Consider the following 17,085-nt stretch of genomic DNA (forward strand, 5'->3'; position numbering starts at 1 on the left):
ATCACCGAGTATCAAGGTTTTTCATACAGAGCCTAGCAATGCGCGCAGTATTTCATGTCTCTCCCCTTTGAGAGAGCACTGTGGGGGGCGTAGTGTCGCCAGATGCAAAAAGCCCAGCACGGAGCTGGGCTTCGTGGTTAACCTCAAGGGTCATGCTCTGGCTGCAATCTTCCTGGGCGCACCCTCCATCGCAATCCTTCTGGCGCGTCCCACACCCCATGCAAGAGCGCGGGTCATCGACTCTCCAGGACGTTCATCGTAGGCCTCTTCAAGAAGCCTGGCGCCTGAAGACGAGTAAACGCCGATGAACAGTTGCGTGCCCCCTATTCGAGATAGCCTCGCCTGAACATCGATCACGGTTCCGTCATCCAGCGCCTCTACGTGATCGCGGTGATGCAGGGTCGGGTCGGCCCAGCCCCAAAACACCTCTCCTCTGATAATCATGTCGGCCTCCTTCGACATACGCGTTTATGTAGGTGACGTACCCACATTAGCGCTGCCTCCGGCGACATTCATAAAATAGGCGTCAAAATCCGTCGCAGTCTGACAGGCGGCCCTGAATCTTGTACGCCAGCGACGACCATGTATAAGAAACAGGTTTCTAGCCCACAAATAAACTCCCGAAGGTCCGACGCCGTTAGAACACATTTCGCCCTAACGCCAGGTGGACGCGTCTACAGGCTGAGCCTCACGGCAGACTGCCCCTGAGCCAGGGCGAGTGGGTACAAATTGGAACTTGCCGTGGATTCAAGCGCTCTCAACATCGTACTCACGCACCTCGGCGATAACCCATGAGCAAGCCCGTTTTCCCCCAGCCCTTTCTAGCGATTGGCTGCTCCCAATGTCGCGACCTTGCGAGCCTGGGTTTCGACATTACGATGGCCTTCCAGCCCATCATTCACGTTCCTTCAGGTAGGCCGTTTGCCTATGAGGCATTGGTTCGCGGTCCAAGCGGTGAAAGCGCTGCGCAAATCCTGGCCAAGGTGTCGCCCGATAATATGTACCGTTTCGATCAGGCCTGCCGAGTGAAGGCCATCGAGCAAGCGGCAGCACTAGGACTGGGACGGCATGCGGACTGTAAATTGAGCATCAACTTTCTGCCCAACGCCGTCTACCGTGCCAGTACCTGTATCCGAGCTACCCTGGAAGCCACCCGGACATTCGATTTCCCTGCCAATCAGCTCATGTTCGAAGTGACCGAAGGTGAGCGGATCGACGATACCGAGCACTTGAAAGCAATCTTCAAGGAATACGGCCGACAGGGCTTCACCACTGCGATAGATGACTTCGGCTCGGGTTACTCAGGCTTGAATCTCCTCGCAGAATTTCAGCCAGACGTACTGAAGCTGGATATGGCACTCACGCGGAGAATAAGCCAGGATCCGGTTCGGCAAGCCATCGTCGCAGGTATCGTTCTGGTAGCCGAACGGCTGGGCATCACGCTGATCGCCGAGGGGATCGAGACAGATGCAGAGTGCCAAGCATTGGCAGCATTGGGGATTGATTTGATGCAAGGATTTCTCTTCGCTCGACCACAGGTAAATGCACTGCCATTGGTCGAACGACTTTCTTAGTTTGACCTGCTTGTAGCAGAAGGCATTCAGCGCAGCCCAACCCCGAGCCTTCGAGGCTCGAGGGTTGGTAATGCCATCTAGCGGACCTGAGAGAGCTGGATGCGACAGCAAACGGCTTTCACCTGAATGCGGTTCGACCCAAAGCAGCGGCCTGAAAGCTGTGCGCGTCAATCATGCTCAGCCGTTCTGACTCTGCACGTACTGTTCGACCATTACCTTTCCTTCGATAACTGCTTCAAACGGGGAGGAGAATGGGCGATTCACACGCATGGTGCGCGCCGTAGTGCCTGGTCTCCCTACTTCAACCAGCATCCCAGTGGGAAAATCAAGGCTAGCCTCCCACAGCACGTAGATAGATGCCTGATACCCAAGGTAGGTGTGCTCGTACAGGTTATGGCTTATGGACTGAAGGCTCATCATTTTCTCCAATTGTGCGCCTCAAATGCGCCTCCGATGGAGATACGACCGATGGCTTTTCAAGAGCGTTCCGTTTTCCAGCATCCTTATCTGGAAGTACGTGAAGGCCTGCGTCCAGAGGGTTTAACTTCAAGGCCGGTAGGCGCAGGCGAAAAGCTCTCGGTGATCCAGTCCAGGGCGCGCTGCCGCCCCCACGCCATGGCAGCAGTCATGGTCTGACGCAATCTCCCTCTCTCACAAACTTTTTCAACTGCCGCGATATGGCCTTCTGTTGCGGGTCCGGTGTAGCGCATGCCCCATGCCTTTTGTTTCGGAACTCTTGGCTTTTTGGGCCCATAAAGAAAAACCCCGCAGACGTTAATCTGCGGGGTTTTCGAATGGTGGAGGCCGAGGTCGGAATCGAACCGGCGTAGACGGATTTGCAATCCGGAGCATAACCACTTTGCTACTCGGCCTCAAAGTTCGGAGTCAGCTTTCGCTATCTCCTTGAAACTGCTCGACTTTTTCAAGTGAGCTGCGTTTCGATGGACGCCATTATGTCGGCATTCCCCTCACCTTGCAACCCCCTTGAAGAAAAAAATCTTCAAGGGGTTCAAGGTGTTAGCGCAAGCGGCCAAGCTTGCTCCAGAGCCCTACCAAAGTGTTCTCCACGGCACCGCTAGCGGCCACGCCAATGCGCTCCTGCAGGGATTTACGCTCGGCATAGCGGACGTGGAACAGATTGGCGTCATTGGCGCGATCACTCAGGTACTCGTCGCTGGTGCGCAGCTCGTCCACCAGCTTGCGGTTGAGTGCGGCAATGCCCAGCCACACTTCACCGGTGGCGACTTCGTCGATGTGCAGTTGCGGGCGGTAGCGGGCGACGAAGTCCTTGAACAGCTGGTGGGTGATATCCAGGTCTTCCTGAAACTTCTCCCGGCCTTTCTCGGTGTTCTCGCCAAATACGGTCACGGTGCGCTTGTATTCGCCGGCCGTGAAGACTTCGAAGTCAACGTCGTGCTTTTTCAGCAGGCGGTTGACGTTGGGCAACTGCGCGACCACGCCGATCGAGCCAAGCACAGCGAACGGCGCACTGACGATCTTCTCGCCGATACAGGCCATCATGTAGCCGCCGCTGGCCGCGACCTTGTCGATGCACACGGTCAGCGGAATGCCGGCCTGGCGGATACGCGCCAACTGCGAGGCGGCCAGGCCGTAGCTGTGCACCAGCCCGCCACCGCTCTCGAGGCGCAGCACCACTTCGTCACGTGGGGTAGCGAGGGTGAGCAGCGCAGTGATTTCGTTGCGCAGGCTCTCGGTGGCGGAGGCCTTGATGTCGCCGTCGAAGTCCAGCACGAAGACCCGACCCTTTTCCTCGGGCTTGGCCTTGCCTTTCTTCTTCTGTTTTTCCGTCTTGGCCTGCTGCTTGCGCAGGGCCTTGAGCTCGGCCTTGTCGAGCAGACCGGCTTCCAGGCGCTCGCGCAGCTCCTTGTAGAAGGTGTTCAGCCGGGTAACCTGCAATTGCCCGCCGGGTTTGCGTCGACCCTTGCCCCGCAGGTTGGCGATACCGGAAAGGATGACCAGGATGGCGATCACCACAGTGGCGGTTTTGGCGAGAAAGCTTGCGTATTCGGCAAGAAACTCCACATTGACTCCTTAATAGACCTGCGCCTGCACGACGCGTAACTGATGCAAGCATACCGGTGCGCCTGGGCGGCTGCCAGCATGGGAAAATGCTGGCAACACAGTTCAAACAACCTTTTCAAACGCTTGTATGTTTTTTCATTGACAGCCTCTCTGGCGCATCCTAACCTCGCAGCAACCTCCATCCCGGCCGGACATTCCAGTGGGCAATATCTACCTGATCCGACATGGCCAAGCCTCCTTCGGCGCCGACGACTACGATGTCCTGTCGCCGCTGGGTGTGCGCCAGAGTCAGGCATTGGGGGAGCACCTGGCCCAACTGGACATGCGCCTGGACCGCTGCCTGGCCGGCGACCTGCGGCGCCAGCAGGACACCGCACGACTGACACTCGACGCAATGGCCGCTGCTGGCTACGCGATCCCGGCCATAGAGACCGACGCAGCCTTCAACGAGTTCGATGCCGACGGTGTGATCCGCGCCCTGCTTCCTGCCCTGCTGCCGCACGAGCCCGAAGCGCTGCACGTGCTGCGCAATGCTGCGCAGAATCGCAGCGAGTTCCAGCGCCTGTTCGCGCTGATGGTGCAGCGCTGGCATGACGGCGAGCACGAGGCTCACGATGGCCTGGAGACCTGGGCCGCGTTCACCGCGCGCGTTGATGCCGGCCTGCAACGCGTCCTGGCGCAAGCGTCAAGCCGCGACAACATTGCCATCTTCACCTCCGGCGGCAGCATCGCCGCCCTGCTCCACCAGGTCACCGGAATCACCCCAGCCCAGGCGTTCGCGCTGAACTGGCAGATCATCAACACGTCGCTCAGCCAACTGAAGTTCCGTGGCCGCGACGTGGCATTGACCTCCTTCAACAGCCAGGCCCACGTGCAGCTGTTGCGGATGCCGGAGCTTCTCACCTATCGATGAGCCCGGCCTGTTGTGCCCCGTGCACGCGACTTTCACCCAACAAGGAATACACCATGAGCGACGTAGCTAAAGCAGTCGAAGCGATGAAAGCCAAGTTCAACCCTGCCGCCGCCGCCGGCCTGGACCTGGTGTTCGGCTTCAACATCACCGACGAAGACAAGCACTACGCCCTGCTCGTCAAGGACGGCACCTGCGAGATCCAGGAAGGCGAGAACCCTGACGCCAACTGCACCCTGGTTCTGGACAGCGAAACCCTCAAAGGCATCGTCAGTGGCGAGACCGATGGCATGCAGGCCTTCATGGGCGGCAAGCTGCGCGTCGAAGGCGACATGATGCTGTCGATGAAGCTGAGCGAGCTGTTCCCGTCCTGAGTGATGCGAACACGTGCATGAAGAAAACCGAGGCCTGACCGGCTTCGGTTTTTTTTTGCCCGCAGCCTGCATCCGCCATTCATCAGGGGCAGTGATCGACCGGCAACACCCGCGTCGATATGACGTCTGGCACGCTTGTCCCAACCCAGGTTGGCCATTAGATTAGCCAATGATCCTTGCGACCGAGAATAAGGAAAACGCATGACGCTCACCGACCAGTCCACCCAGGTCCGCCCCGGCGAAGAACTCGATGCAGCCATCATCGACCCTTACCTCAAGGCGCATATCCCGGGCCTCGCAGGCACTCCGAGCATCAGCCAGTTCCCCGGCGGCGCCTCCAACCTCACGTACCTGGTCGCCTATCCCGAACGCGAGTTCGTGCTGCGTCGCCCGCCCTTCGGGCACAAGGCCAAGTCGGCCCATGACATGGGCCGCGAGTTCCGCATCCTCAACCAGCTCAACGACGGTTTCCCGTTCTGCCCCAAGGCCTATGTGCACTGCACCGACGAATCGCTGATCGGCGGTGAGTTCTACGTGATGGAGCGGGTCGAGGGCATCATCCTGCGCTCGGACCTGCCGCCCGAACTGAACCTCGACGCCGGCCGCACCGAGGCGCTGTGCAAGAGCTTCATCGACCGCCTGGTGGAACTGCACCAGGTCGACTACAACGCCTGCGGCCTGGCTGACCTGGGCAAGCCCGAAGGCTATGTGCAGCGCCAGATCGAAGGTTGGTCGAGCCGCTACGAAAAAGCCCTGACCCCGGATGCGCCGCGCTGGGAACAGGTGATCGCCTGGCTGCGCAAGAAGATGCCCGCCGACCACCCGCGCCCGGGCATCGTGCACAACGACTACCGCTTCGACAACGTCATCCTCGATGCCAGCAACCCCATGCGCATCATCGGCGTACTGGACTGGGAGATGGCGACCATCGGTGACCCGCTGATGGACCTGGGCAACAGCCTGGCCTACTGGATCGAGGCCGACGACCCGGCACCGGTGCAACTGATGCGCCGCCAGCCGAGCAACGCCCCGGGCATGCTGACTCGCCGCCAGTTCGTCGACTACTACGCCGAGCGCGCCGGCATTCGCATCGACAACTTCGACTTCTACTACTGCTACGGCCTGTTCCGCCTGGCCGGGATCGTGCAGCAGATCTACTACCGCTTCTTCCACGGCCAGACGCAGGACAAGCGCTTCGCCCAGTTCATCCACATGAACCGGCTGCTGGAGCAGATGAGCCTGCAACTGATCGGCAAATCCACCCTGTAACCGGCGACAACAAGGAAATCCAGCATGTCCAAGACCCAACTGTTCGACCTTGACGGCAAGATCGCCTTCGTTTCCGGCGCCAGCCGCGGCATCGGCGAAGCCATCGCCCACCTGCTGGCCCAGCAAGGGGCCCATGTGATCGTCTCCAGCCGCAAGCTCGACGGCTGCCAGCAGGTCGCCGACGCCATCATCGCAGCCGGCGGCAAGGCTACGCCGGTGGCCTGCCATATCGGTGAGCTGGAACAGATCCAGCAGGTGTTCGCCGGCATCCGCGAGCAGTTCGGACGCCTGGATATCCTGGTCAACAATGCCGCCACCAACCCGCAGTTCTGCAACGTACTGGACACCGACGTCAGTGCCTTTCAGAAGACCGTCGACGTGAACATCCGCGGCTACTTCTTCATGTCGGTGGAAGCCGGCAAGCTGATGCGCGAGCACGGCGGTGGCAGCATCATCAACGTGGCGTCGATCAATGGCGTGACACCAGGCTTGTTCCAGGGCATCTACTCGGTGACCAAGGCTGCGGTGATCAACATGACCAAGGTCTTCGCCAAGGAGTGCGCGCAATTCGGCATCCGCTGCAATGCCCTGCTGCCGGGCCTGACCGACACCAAGTTCGCCTCGGCGCTGGTGAAGAACGACGCCATCCTCAACGCCGCCCTGCAGCAAATCCCGCTCAAGCGCGTGGCCGACCCTAGCGAGATGGCCGGCGCGGTGCTGTACCTGGCCAGCGACGCGTCGAGCTATACCACCGGCACGGCGCTCAACGTCGACGGCGGCTTCCTTTCCTGATCAGCCCTTGCGCGCCTGCAACGTGTAGCTCAACGGCAGGCGCTCGGGCCGCTCGGCCAGGCGCCACTCGCCGTCTTCGCCCTTGACCATCTGCCCGGGCAACGCCTCCCACGGGATGCTCCGGTGCTCGACCAGGGCGGTCAGTTGCATGCCCTGCTCAAGCAGCGCCGTGATGATTTCACCGAGGCCGCGGTTCCAGGAATGGGTCTCGGTCTGCGCCAGGCGATGCTCGCTTTCGACGTAGGTCTGGTCGCTGTGGAAGATGACCGGGGCCTCGTGCTCGAAGTACGGAAAGTCGACCTGCAGGCGATCGGCGTGGGTTTCGTCGAGCGTCCACAGCATCGGATGGCCCTCACGCAGGAACAGCCGCCCTCCCGGCTTGAGCAACGCCGCGACATTCTGCGCCCAGCGCTGGATGTCCGGCAGCCAGCACAGTGCGCCGATCCCGGTGTAGATCAAGTCATAGCTCGCCTTGGGCAGCACCTCGCTGGCGCGGTAGACGTCCGCCTCGACATAGTCGATCTCCACGCCACAACGCTCGGCCAGCAACCGCGCCTGCGCCAGCGATGCCGGCGAAAAATCCAGCCCGCTGACCTGCGCGCCCAGACGCGCGAGCGACAAGGTGTCGGTGCCGATATGGCATTGCAGGTGCAAGGTCTTGAGGCCCTGGATATCACCCAGGCGCGGCAGGTCGAAGCGTACGACTTCGGAAAGATGCGTGGCAGACTGCACGAAGCATTCGACTTCATAGCCCGGCGAGGCGGCATGCAAGGGCGCTCGCTCGTCCCAGTTGGCGCGGTTGAGTTCCAGTGACGGATTCATGGACACTTCCTTGTGCGGAAAACCGCCACGTTAACCGGCCAGGGTGCAGGCCGACAACCTGTCATTCAAGGAGAGAGCGTCAGCATGAAGACCTACAAGGGCGGCTGCCTGTGCGGTGCGATCCGCTTCGAGGCCGAGGGGCCAGCGGGCAATCCCCATCACTGCTCGTGCCGCTGGTGTCAGCAGCATACCGGGGCTCTGGTGGCGAGCTGGGTGGAGTTCGATCGTGCGCGGGTGCGCTGGGTGGGTGCTGGCGGAGCACCCGACACCTGGCGCTCTTCGGATTATTCCAGTCGGGCGTTCTGCCGGTTCTGCGGCAGTTCGATCGGGGCAATTGACGATGCGCCAACGGTGGCGTTGCTGCTGGGGTGTTTCGATGAGATCGAGGACGAGCAGCTGGTGCCGACCGGGCATTCGTTCGAGGACCGCTGCCCGGAGTGGATGCGTCAAGGTTGATGAGGTTGGGACCGCTGTGCGGTCCCTCAGGTCACAGCGACAGACTCATGCTCACACTCAGGTTGCGCGGCTCGCCCGGCATGTTCCACGCCGCGTTGTAGCCGCGCTCGTAGTACTTGCGGTCGAAGACGTTGTTCAGGTTCACCCCGAAACTCAACTGCTCACTGGCCTTGTAGTGCGCCAGCAAATCCAGCGTGCTGTACGCCGGCAGACGCAGGTCGCCGCCCGCCTGCCCGGAGCGCTCGCCCACGTAGTTGGCCGAGGCGCCGACATCCGAGCCCCGCAGCCAGCCATTCTGGAACTCGTGCACCACCATCAGGCTGCCGCTGTGCCGTGGAATGCCCAACAGGTCGCTGCCCTTGGGCAGTGCTGCATCGCCCTTGGTGACCTCGGCATCGATGTAGGCATAGGCACCGATCACCCGCACGGCCTCGGTGAGCTGCCCGCTGAACTGCACGTCCAGCCCCTGGCTGCGCGCCTTGCCCGCAGCGATGCTTTCACCAAAGGCATCGGTGGTGACGACGTTTTCCTTGTCGATGCTGAACAACGCGACAGTCGCACCCAGCCGACTGTCGAACAGGTCGAGCTTCAGACCTGTCTCATAGCCCAGCCCTTTCTCAGGCTTGTACACCTGGCCCTGGGTGCCGATGGCGTTGGGTTTGAACGAGGTGGAGGCATTGGCGAACACCCCTACTTCCGGCGTCCATTGATACAGCAGCCCCACACGCGGTGTTGCGACTTCCTTGACCTGGCTGTTGCTTACCCCGGTGGCGCGGTTCAGCGCGGTCTGCTCGACCCGCTCCAGGCGCACACCGAGCAGGCCACGCCAACGCTCGTCGAAGATGATCTGATCTTGCAGGTTGAGGGCCTGGCTTTCGGTGCGTTCGAAGAAGTCGTTGGGGTTGATCAGCGGCGGCTTGGGCTGCCCGTAGACCGGCTGGTAGATGTCCAGCCCGTAGCCGAGCGACGTGGCGCTCTGTGGGTATTTCTGGCTGTTGCGGTAGTTCTCGTACTCCAGGCCGATCAGGCTCTGGTGCTGCCAGCCGAGAAAATCGAACTGCCCGTGCAGTTCGGCCTGGGTGATGTTGTCGTTCCACTCGAAATTGCGTTCGCGGTAGAAACGGCTGATCGTCTGGCCGACTACCCGCGACGGCTCCGAACTGTTGCCGCGCAGATGGCCCTGGGTGTAGTGGTTGGCCAGGCGCAGTTTCCAGTTGTCGTTCAGGTGACGTTCCAGGGCCAGGTCAAGGGTCTGGTTGTCGTTGCGAATGTGGCCGTCGTTGGGCTCGCCGAGAAAGGTCGAGCGCTTCACTGAACCCAACTGATTGTTGACCGCTGGAATGCCCCGGTCGAACACCGATTCGGTGCGCGAGAACTCGGCATCCAGCAACAGGCGCGTGTCAGGGTCGAGTTGCCAGATAAGCGAGGGGCTGACGATCTGTCGGCGGCTGTCGACGTGATCACGGAAGCTGCCGTTGTCCTCCACTGCCAGGTTGATGCGCGACAGCAGGCGCCCCTCCTCGTCCAGCGGCGTGTTGACGTCCAGGCTGCCGCGGTAGCGATCCCAGGTCCCGGCGCTGGCCTTCAGGCGGGTGAACGCCTCTTCCTGCGGACGCTTGCTGACGATATTGACCAGCCCGCCCGGATCGCCGCGCCCATAGAGGCTGGCGGCCGGGCCCTTGAGCACCTCGATGCGCTCGATGGTCGAGGTGTCCGGTGCACTGTAGCTGCCGCGGTTGATGGCAAAGCCGTTCTTGTACAACTCACCGGTGGTGAAACCGCGCACGCTGTAGTTGAGGAAGGTCAAGCCACCGAAGTTGTTCTGCCGGGTGACGCCACCGGCAAAGTCCAGGGCACGGTCGATGCGCGTGCTGTTGAGGTCTTCAAGCACCTGGCTGGGCACCACGGCGATGCTCTGCGGCGTGTCGCGCACATCGGTATCGGTGCGCGTCGCGGTGCTCGAGCGGGTGGCGCGGTAGCCCTGCACCGGGCCGTCCGCGCGCTCCTGCAGATGACTGTCGCTGACGGTCAGGGCCTCGAGTATTACAGGTTCGGCAGCACTGCCGGGCAGGCCGAACACAGACAGGGAAAAACCCAGGCAGAGCCGGGCGGGGGAAAGTTTCATCAACGACGCTCCTAAATTTCATGTAATAACATAACAATTTATGAACGATGCGAGGAGTACCCGGATGAGAAAAAACCGCATTTGCCCGTCAACCTGTAGTTTACGGCTCGGGTATACTCGCGCTTCCGGCCCGCTTCCAGGAACCGCCCCATGGTTGAAAACAGCTTTGCCTTCCGCTTCCAGGCATTGCTCGAACACCACAAGCTGACCCTGCAAGCCGAGGGGCGGTTGGGCTGATTCAGGGAGAGAGTTGCGATGCTACCGGGAAGTGCGTCACTCGACAGCCAGCGACAACAGCGGGTGCAGCGCCGTGGCACGGTGGGGTTGTACTTCGTTGCCGCCTTGTCGGTACTCGCCGGCATGACCGATGCCATCGGTTTCATGGCCACCGGCGATTTCGTTTCGTTCATGAGCGGCAACACCACGCGCCTGGCGGCCTCGCTGGGCAGCGCCGATCTGGGGCCGGTGCTGCGCCTGGCGCTGGTGATCGCGGCGTTCGTGCTGGGCAACGCACTGGGGGTGGTCGTTGCCGCCAGAAGCGGTCGGCGCCACTGGCCGTTGCTGGGTGTGATCGCCCTGCTGCTGGCGGTCGCCGGCATGCTGCCAGAGCCCATGCAACTGCTCGCGCTACTGGCGGCGGTGACCGCGATGGGCATGATCAATGCGGTGGTCGAGGAAGTGAACGGCCTGCCGATCGGGCTGACCTACGTCACCGGCGCGCTGTCGCGTTTCGGTCGCGGCTTGGGCCGCACCCTGTTGGGTCAACAACGGCTCGGGTGGCGCGTGCAACTGGTGCCCTGGAGCGGCATGTTCATCGGGGCGGTGTTGGGGGTGTTGCTGGAACAGCGCTTCGAGCGTGCGGCACTGCTGGCCAGCGCGCTGACCGCCCTGCTGCTTGCCGTGGTCTCGTGGAAGATTCCACGGCGTTGGCAGTTGCGCTACATGCCACGCTGACTCACAGGCAGGTCGCCGCCGCAGCCTTGCGCTGCAGTGCAACCATGTCGTTCTTGCGGGCGTAGTAATCGACCCGGGTCCCGCCGGCCTGCGGGTAGACGTCAACGAAGGACTCCGCCTCGCGGGTGTACACCGTCAAGCCACCGCCCTTGCGCGTTTCCAGGTAACCACTGGCGTCAACGCCGAAGCGCGACTCTTCCTGCCAACTGAACTGGATGCACTGGGCCACCAGCTCCGGCGCTTTCTGCGAGTCGAGGCGCGCGCTCGGCTGGCCGTTGCGCGCCGCCTCCATGGTCGACGAAGCGCAGCCAATCAACATCAGGGCTGCAGCCATCGGCAGTAGTGCTCGCATGTTCCATCCTCGGGGCAAAAAAGAAGCGACTGTAGCACTGGCGGTGATCGCGCGTGAATGCTCGGGCAGCGAAGTGCATCATGCCAGGGTTCCGCTGGCCCTCCTGCCGTGCTGCGCCTGAGGCCCGGACGACCATCGCCCTTGCCGGCGTTGACCACAGCTAAGGTGGGGGGGCGCGGCTTACCCGCAATCACACCACGAACCGCTCGACCATCTCCTGCAACTGCTCCCCCAACCGCGCCAGCTCGGCGCTCGAGGCCGCTGTTTCTTCACTGGCCGCTGCCGTCTGCTCACACACCTGGCGCACACCCAGCACATTGCGGCTGATCTCCTCGGCCACCAGGCTCTGCTGTTCGGCGGCAGCAGCAATCTGCTGGTTCATCCCCTGAATGCTCGACACCGCCTGGGTGATGCTGCCCAGCGCCACCCCGGCCTGACGCGTAAGCTCGACACTGCGCTCGGTCAAGTCACGCCCGGCATCCATGATCGTAGCCGCCTGTTCGGCACCACTGCGCAGTCCCTCGACCAGCGCTTCGATTTCCTCGGTGGACTGCTGTGTACGCTGGGCGAGGCTGCGCACCTCGTCGGCCACCACGGCAAAACCACGCCCCGCCTCCCCTGCCCGTGCCGCCTCGATGGCGGCATTCAAGGCCAGCAGGTTGGTCTGTTGCGCCACGGCCTTGATCACATCGGTGACACTGGCGACCTTGCCGCTCTCCTGGCGCATGCGGTTCATCGCCTCGGTGGAGCGCGCCAGCAGTGCCTGCAACTGCGCGAGGCTGTCCTGCTGCCCGTCGCCCAGTTGCCCGGCCAGGCGCTTCACGACCTGCAAGGTGTATTGCAGTTGGGCGGCGGCGCGTTGCTCGTGCTCGGCAGCGGGGTTGGCCAGGTAGACGGCCAGCAAGTAGCGTGCCTGGAGAAACTCGCCACGGGCGCGGCCGACGGCCAGCGCACCACCTGGCACGGCCTCCAGCGTCTCGAACAGGGTGGCGCTGTGCCCGCCATGGGTGTCCAGCGCCTCACGCGCCTCGCGGGCGGCCTGGAACGCCACGCGCATGACGCTGAACAACTGCTGGAACCTGCCGATGTACAGCGCCTGCTCCTTGAGCAGCTTGATACTGTCCGCGTTGTCGAGGCTGCCGATCAGCTGCTGCTGACGGGCGATGAAAGCCGCGATACTGGCCTCGACGGCTTGTTCAGCAGTCTCCTCGCCCTGGCTGATCATGTAGTGCAGGCGGGTTTCGCGAACCTTGTTCAACAACGTGTTCAGTTGCGCGATGTCTTCCAGGTGATCGCTGCTGCCAATCAACTTGCCCAGGCTGGACCCGCTCTGCAGCGCAAGGACCAGAGTGAGGGCCAGCACCAGGGCGAAGCCCAGCGCCAGTTTGAGCTTGATGCCCAGGTTGCCGAGCCAGTGGGTCATGGGGTGTCTCGAAGTCGGTGATAGGGGTTGAAGGTGCCGGCCCCTTGCAGGCAAACCCGCCCTCACAGGCGCGGGCTTGCTGCGATGGGGCCGCGAAGCGGTCGGCTGTGCCTCAGAACAACGGCAGGCTGTAGGTGATGTAGAGACGGTTCTCGTCCAGGTCACGCTGGTTGGCGTAGGTGCTGCGCAAGCTGGCGTTGCGCCAGGAGAACGACAGGCCCTTGAAGGTCTCGCCCTGCACGGCATAGGTCACCCAGAAATCGCGTTCCCATTCATGCTGGTCGCCCTGCGCCGACTTGATGTTGTCGCCGCGCTGGTAGGCCAGCAGCGTCGTCAGACCCGGAATGCCCACAGAGGCGAAGTTGTAGGTGTGCTGCGCCACCCAGGTCCGCTCGCCGGCCTTCTGGAAACGTGCGCCGGTCTGGCGGTCGGTGATCAGGTAGGTGGCCGAGCCATCGCCCTGGTTGACGAAGGGGAAATCGCTGTCGCCTTCGAGCTGCTGGTAACCCAGGCTGAATCCATGACCGCCGAGGCTGTAGGTGAACAACCCGGCGAACGCCTGATTGTCGACCTTGCCGTTATTGCCGAAACCGGCACTGCGATAGCCCTCGGCGCGCCCGGCCACACTGCCGTTGCGCCCCGACGGGCCACTGTCGAAGTAACGCAGGTCGGTCTTGAGGCTGCCCACCGGCAAGGCCAGTTGGTGCACCAGGCCGACAAAGTGCTGGCGATAGAAGTCCTCAAGCTCGCCGTAGTAGTACTGCAAGGTCAGGTCGCGGCTCACGGCGTAGTCGACGCCGAAGAAGTTGAACGCATTGCTGCGCTTGCCGAACGGCCCGCCCGCCCCGGCGATCGCCATGCCTTCGTTGTTCGACGAGTTGCGGCTCTTGACCCGCTGGATCTGCCCGCCGGTGAAGGTGAAGTTGTCCAGGTCGCGCGAGGTGACCTGCAAACCTTCGAAGGTTTCCGGCAACAGGCGACCGTCGTTGAGCGTCAGCACCGGCATCTTCGGACGCAACGTGCCGAGCCGCGCCTCGGTCTTGGCAACGCGCAGCTTGCCGGTCACGCCCAGGGTGCTGAACTCATCGACCGCACGACCATCGCTGTCGGTGGGAAACGCCAGGCCACCGCGATTGGTACTCTGCGGGTTGTAGTGGGTGCCCTTGCCCGAATCCAGACGGATGCCAAGCATGCCCAGGGCATCGACACCGACACCGACGGCGCCCTCGGTGTAGCCGGAAGTGAAGTCGAACAGAAAGCCCTGGCCCCACTCCTCCTGCTTGGAGGGGTTGGCGCTGCCGCTGCGGTTGTCCTGGTTGAAGTAGATGTTGCGCATTTCCAGGCGCGCGTGTGAATCCTCGATCAGGCCGGCGGCCTGGGTGGTCAGGGGGGCCAGCGCCAGGGCGATCAGCCCGGGAACGAAGGAAGACCGTTTGCAAGACATACTGTGTGTTCCTCGATTCTTGTTGTTATGTGCAGCGCCGAACACCCGGCGCAGGCAAGCCGCGCCCGACGCCGCTTCTGTCAGGAAGCGGGCGCTGGTGTTGGTTCAGGGATCAGGAGTGCGCGGGAGGCGCTTCAGCCGGCCAGGGCGCAGATGGCCGGATGCTCAGCCGGTACAGCACGAAGATCGCCGCCGCACCTGCCACCACCGGGATGGCCAGCCAGTGGAAGAACACCACGGGCGTACCGGCCGCGGCGATCAGCCAGGCCCCCAGGGTCGAGCCGACGATGGAGCCGGAACGCCCGCAGGCCATGGCCCAGCTGACCCCGGTAACGCGGGCCGCTGTCGGGTAGATGGTCGCCGAGACCAGGTTCAGGCCGTTCTGCGCACCGGCCACGCCGAAACCGATCAGGAACACCGCCGCCGCCAGGCCATAGATATCGCCCATCAGGTAACCGGTGACCGCGATCACCACCGCCGCCCCCAGATAGGAGCAGGCCAGCACGCGGTACGGCCCGACACGATCCATCAGCAGCGCCAGCAGGATCGCGCCGACCGTGCCGCCCAGCGGCACCATGGCCCCGATGCGTGCGGCATGGGCGATGTCGTAGCCGGCGTCCTTGAGCAGGCTCGGCAGCCAACTGGTCAGGAGGTAAAAGACGAACAGCGAGCAGAAGAACGCCAGCCACAACAGCAGGGTGCGCACCGCGCGGCCCTCGATGAACAGGTGCGAGATCGGCGAACGCACCTGCGCAGGGCGCTCGTCGTCGAGGATGGTCACCCCGGCATAGCTGCTGCCGGTGATGCGCTCGACCACCTTGCGCAAGGCATCGCCATGCTTGGGGCTCGAAGCCATGAAGCGCACCGATTCAGGCATCAGCCAGACCAGCAGCGGCAGCATGGCCAGCGGCACGATACCGCCGATCATCAGCACGCCACGCCAGCCGAACAGCGGGATGATATGGGCCGCAAGCATACCGCCCAGCGCAAGGCCGGCGGTGAAGCCGCTCCAGCTCAGGGTGACCATGATCATCCGCCGCCGCGTCGGAGAGTACTCCGAGCTCAGGGTGATGCAGGTGGGCATCGCCCCACCCAGGCCGATACCGGTGACGAAACGCAGTACGGTCAGCGACTCGATCGAGTGGGCATAGCCCGAGGCCAGGGTGCCGACGCCGAACACCAGCACCGACAACAGCAGCACGCGCTTGCGCCCGATGGCATCGGCGATGGGCCCGAACACCAGGCTGCCGACCAACAGGCCGAACAACCCGGCACCGAAGGCCGGCGACAATTGTGCCGGTAGCAGGCCCCATTCCTCACGCAGGGCCGGGGCGATGTAGCCGATCGCGGCGGTGTCGAAGCCGTCGACCAGTACGATCAGGAAACACAGGGTAAGAACGATGATCTGGTAAGGCGAGATTCGTGCGTTATCGATGATCTCGCCGATTCGGGCAGTGTGCTGGCTCATGGTATTTCCCCTTTTTATTAGGCTTGTGGTTGGGGCAAAGCATTGGCAAGGCGTTGTGGTTTCAGGGTCGCAGCAAGTCCAGAGCAACGTCGACGATCATGTCTTCCTGACCGCCCACCATCTTGCGACGGCCGAGCTCGACGAGGATGTCCACGGTGTTCAGGCCATAGCGGCGAGCAGCGACCTCAGCGTGGCGCAGGAAGCTGGAATACACCCCGGCGTAGCCGAGCGCCAGGGTTTCGCGGTCGACCCGCACCGGGCGATCCTGCAAGGGCCGAACGATATCGTCGGCCGCGTCCATCAGCCGATACAGGTCGGTGCCGTGATTCCAGCCCAGGCGCTCGGCGGCCGCGATGAACACCTCCAACGGCGCGTTACCGGCACCGGCACCCATGCCGGCGAGGCTGGCGTCGATGCGGTCGCAGCCCGCCTCCACCGCGGTGATCGAGTTGGCCACGCCCAGGCTGAGGTTGTGGTGGGCGTGCATGCCGGTCTCGGTGGACGGGTCGAGCACCGCCTTGAACGCCTGGAAGCGCTCGCGCACATCCTGCATGTTCATCGCGCCGCCCGAGTCGGCCATGTACACGCAGGTGGCGCCGTAGCTTTCCATCAGCTTCGCCTGCTGCGCCAACTGCTCGGGCGCCAGCATATGGCTCATCATCAGAAAGCCCACGGTGTCCATGCCCAGCTCACGGGCGTACTCGATGTGCTGGCGCGAGACATCGGCTTCGGTGCAGTGGGTGGCGATGCGCACCACCCGGGCACCAGCGTTGTAGGCATCCTTGAGGTCATGCACGGTGCCGATGCCAGGCAGCAGCAGCGTGGTGATCTTCGCGTGGCTGATGACCTCGGCCACCGCCTCGATGTACTCCAGGTCCGAGTGCCGGCCAAAGCCGTAGTTGAAGCTCGAGCCCTGCAGACCGTCGCCATGGGCGACCTCGATCGAATCGACCTTGGCCTGGTCCAGCGCGCGCGCGATGTCACGGGCCTGTTGCAAGGTGTACTGATGACGAATGGCATGGCTGCCGTCGCGCAGGGTGACATCGGAAATATAGAGTTTCTTGCCGGCGTTCATGTGT

Annotated in this window: 16 protein-coding genes and 1 tRNA gene; 7 read left to right on the forward strand and 10 right to left on the reverse strand. The window is 62.8% G+C overall.

Annotated elements, in window-relative coordinates:
- Positions 1 to 150 precede the first annotated feature (150 nt).
- Positions 151 to 444 carry a hypothetical protein gene (locus tag ACPZMI_RS04420; protein WP_054892102.1) on the reverse strand — a complete coding sequence of 98 codons (294 nt, stop codon included), beginning with the start codon at positions 442 to 444 and terminating at the stop codon, positions 151 to 153.
- Positions 445 to 791: 347 nt separating this feature from the next.
- Here ACPZMI_RS04420 and ACPZMI_RS04425 point away from each other — a divergent pair, with 347 nt between their 5' ends.
- Positions 792 to 1,574 (forward strand): EAL domain-containing protein, encoded by a 783-nt coding sequence (locus ACPZMI_RS04425; protein ID WP_426351763.1) that lies wholly within the window; start codon positions 792 to 794, stop codon positions 1,572 to 1,574.
- A 798-nt stretch (positions 1,575 to 2,372) separates the two neighbouring features.
- Here the strand turns inward: ACPZMI_RS04425 and ACPZMI_RS04430 are convergent.
- Positions 2,373 to 2,446, reverse strand: a tRNA-Cys gene (locus ACPZMI_RS04430).
- A 145-nt stretch (positions 2,447 to 2,591) separates the two neighbouring features.
- A complete protein-coding gene (gene sohB, locus ACPZMI_RS04435; protein WP_426351764.1) occupies positions 2,592 to 3,617 on the reverse strand; it encodes a protease SohB in 1,026 nt (341 codons plus the stop codon).
- Between the two features lie 199 nt (positions 3,618 to 3,816).
- Between sohB and ACPZMI_RS04440 the strand changes: the two genes are divergently transcribed.
- From ACPZMI_RS04440 to ACPZMI_RS04455, 4 genes are all read left to right on the forward strand, one after another.
- Positions 3,817 to 4,530: a histidine phosphatase family protein gene (locus ACPZMI_RS04440; RefSeq protein WP_186722279.1), complete on the forward strand. Its 714-nt coding sequence runs from the start codon at positions 3,817 to 3,819 to the stop codon at positions 4,528 to 4,530.
- Positions 4,531 to 4,583: 53 nt separating this feature from the next.
- A complete protein-coding gene (locus ACPZMI_RS04445) occupies positions 4,584 to 4,901 on the forward strand; it encodes an SCP2 sterol-binding domain-containing protein (RefSeq protein WP_027920549.1) in 318 nt (105 codons plus the stop codon).
- Positions 4,902 to 5,102: 201 nt separating this feature from the next.
- Positions 5,103 to 6,170 (forward strand): phosphotransferase family protein, encoded by a 1,068-nt coding sequence (locus ACPZMI_RS04450; RefSeq protein ID WP_186722281.1) that lies wholly within the window; start codon positions 5,103 to 5,105, stop codon positions 6,168 to 6,170.
- A gap of 24 nt (positions 6,171 to 6,194) precedes the next feature.
- Positions 6,195 to 6,962, forward strand: a complete 768-nt coding sequence (locus ACPZMI_RS04455) for an SDR family oxidoreductase (protein ID WP_186668889.1) — start codon at positions 6,195 to 6,197, stop codon at positions 6,960 to 6,962.
- Here ACPZMI_RS04455 and ACPZMI_RS04460 read toward each other — a convergent pair whose 3' ends face one another.
- Positions 6,963 to 7,784 (reverse strand): class I SAM-dependent methyltransferase, encoded by an 822-nt coding sequence (locus tag ACPZMI_RS04460; protein ID WP_426351765.1) that lies wholly within the window; start codon positions 7,782 to 7,784, stop codon positions 6,963 to 6,965.
- A gap of 84 nt (positions 7,785 to 7,868) precedes the next feature.
- Between ACPZMI_RS04460 and ACPZMI_RS04465 the strand changes: the two genes are divergently transcribed.
- Complete coding sequence (locus ACPZMI_RS04465) at positions 7,869 to 8,240, forward strand: GFA family protein (protein WP_411382870.1); 372 nt, start codon at positions 7,869 to 7,871, stop codon at positions 8,238 to 8,240.
- A 31-nt stretch (positions 8,241 to 8,271) separates the two neighbouring features.
- On the opposite strand, the gene ACPZMI_RS04470 is transcribed toward ACPZMI_RS04465, so the two are convergent.
- A complete protein-coding gene (locus ACPZMI_RS04470; protein ID WP_186668886.1) occupies positions 8,272 to 10,365 on the reverse strand; it encodes a TonB-dependent siderophore receptor in 2,094 nt (697 codons plus the stop codon).
- A 255-nt stretch (positions 10,366 to 10,620) separates the two neighbouring features.
- Between ACPZMI_RS04470 and ACPZMI_RS04475 the strand changes: the two genes are divergently transcribed.
- Positions 10,621 to 11,319 (forward strand): YoaK family protein, encoded by a 699-nt coding sequence (locus tag ACPZMI_RS04475; RefSeq protein ID WP_426351766.1) that lies wholly within the window; start codon positions 10,621 to 10,623, stop codon positions 11,317 to 11,319.
- Between the two features lies 1 nt (position 11,320).
- Here ACPZMI_RS04475 and ACPZMI_RS04480 read toward each other — a convergent pair whose 3' ends face one another.
- From ACPZMI_RS04480 to dmpG, 5 genes are all read right to left on the reverse strand, one after another.
- On the reverse strand, positions 11,321 to 11,671 hold the full coding sequence (locus ACPZMI_RS04480) for a hypothetical protein (protein ID WP_186668884.1): 351 nt from the start codon (positions 11,669 to 11,671) through the stop codon (positions 11,321 to 11,323).
- 190 nt (positions 11,672 to 11,861) lie between these two features.
- Positions 11,862 to 13,094: a methyl-accepting chemotaxis protein gene (locus ACPZMI_RS04485; RefSeq protein ID WP_426351767.1), complete on the reverse strand. Its 1,233-nt coding sequence runs from the start codon at positions 13,092 to 13,094 to the stop codon at positions 11,862 to 11,864.
- Between the two features lie 112 nt (positions 13,095 to 13,206).
- Positions 13,207 to 14,538, reverse strand: coding sequence for an OprD family porin (locus tag ACPZMI_RS04490; protein ID WP_426351768.1), 1,332 nt, complete (start codon positions 14,536 to 14,538; stop codon positions 13,207 to 13,209).
- A 112-nt stretch (positions 14,539 to 14,650) separates the two neighbouring features.
- A complete protein-coding gene (locus ACPZMI_RS04495; RefSeq protein ID WP_426351769.1) occupies positions 14,651 to 16,006 on the reverse strand; it encodes an MFS transporter in 1,356 nt (451 codons plus the stop codon).
- A gap of 61 nt (positions 16,007 to 16,067) precedes the next feature.
- On the reverse strand, positions 16,068 to 17,081 hold the full coding sequence (dmpG, locus tag ACPZMI_RS04500) for a 4-hydroxy-2-oxovalerate aldolase (RefSeq protein ID WP_402765087.1): 1,014 nt from the start codon (positions 17,079 to 17,081) through the stop codon (positions 16,068 to 16,070).
- Positions 17,082 to 17,085 lie beyond the last annotated feature (4 nt).

Source organism: Pseudomonas wayambapalatensis, assembly GCF_049942315.1.
GTDB classification, from domain to species: Bacteria; Pseudomonadota; Gammaproteobacteria; order Pseudomonadales; family Pseudomonadaceae; genus Aquipseudomonas; species Aquipseudomonas wayambapalatensis.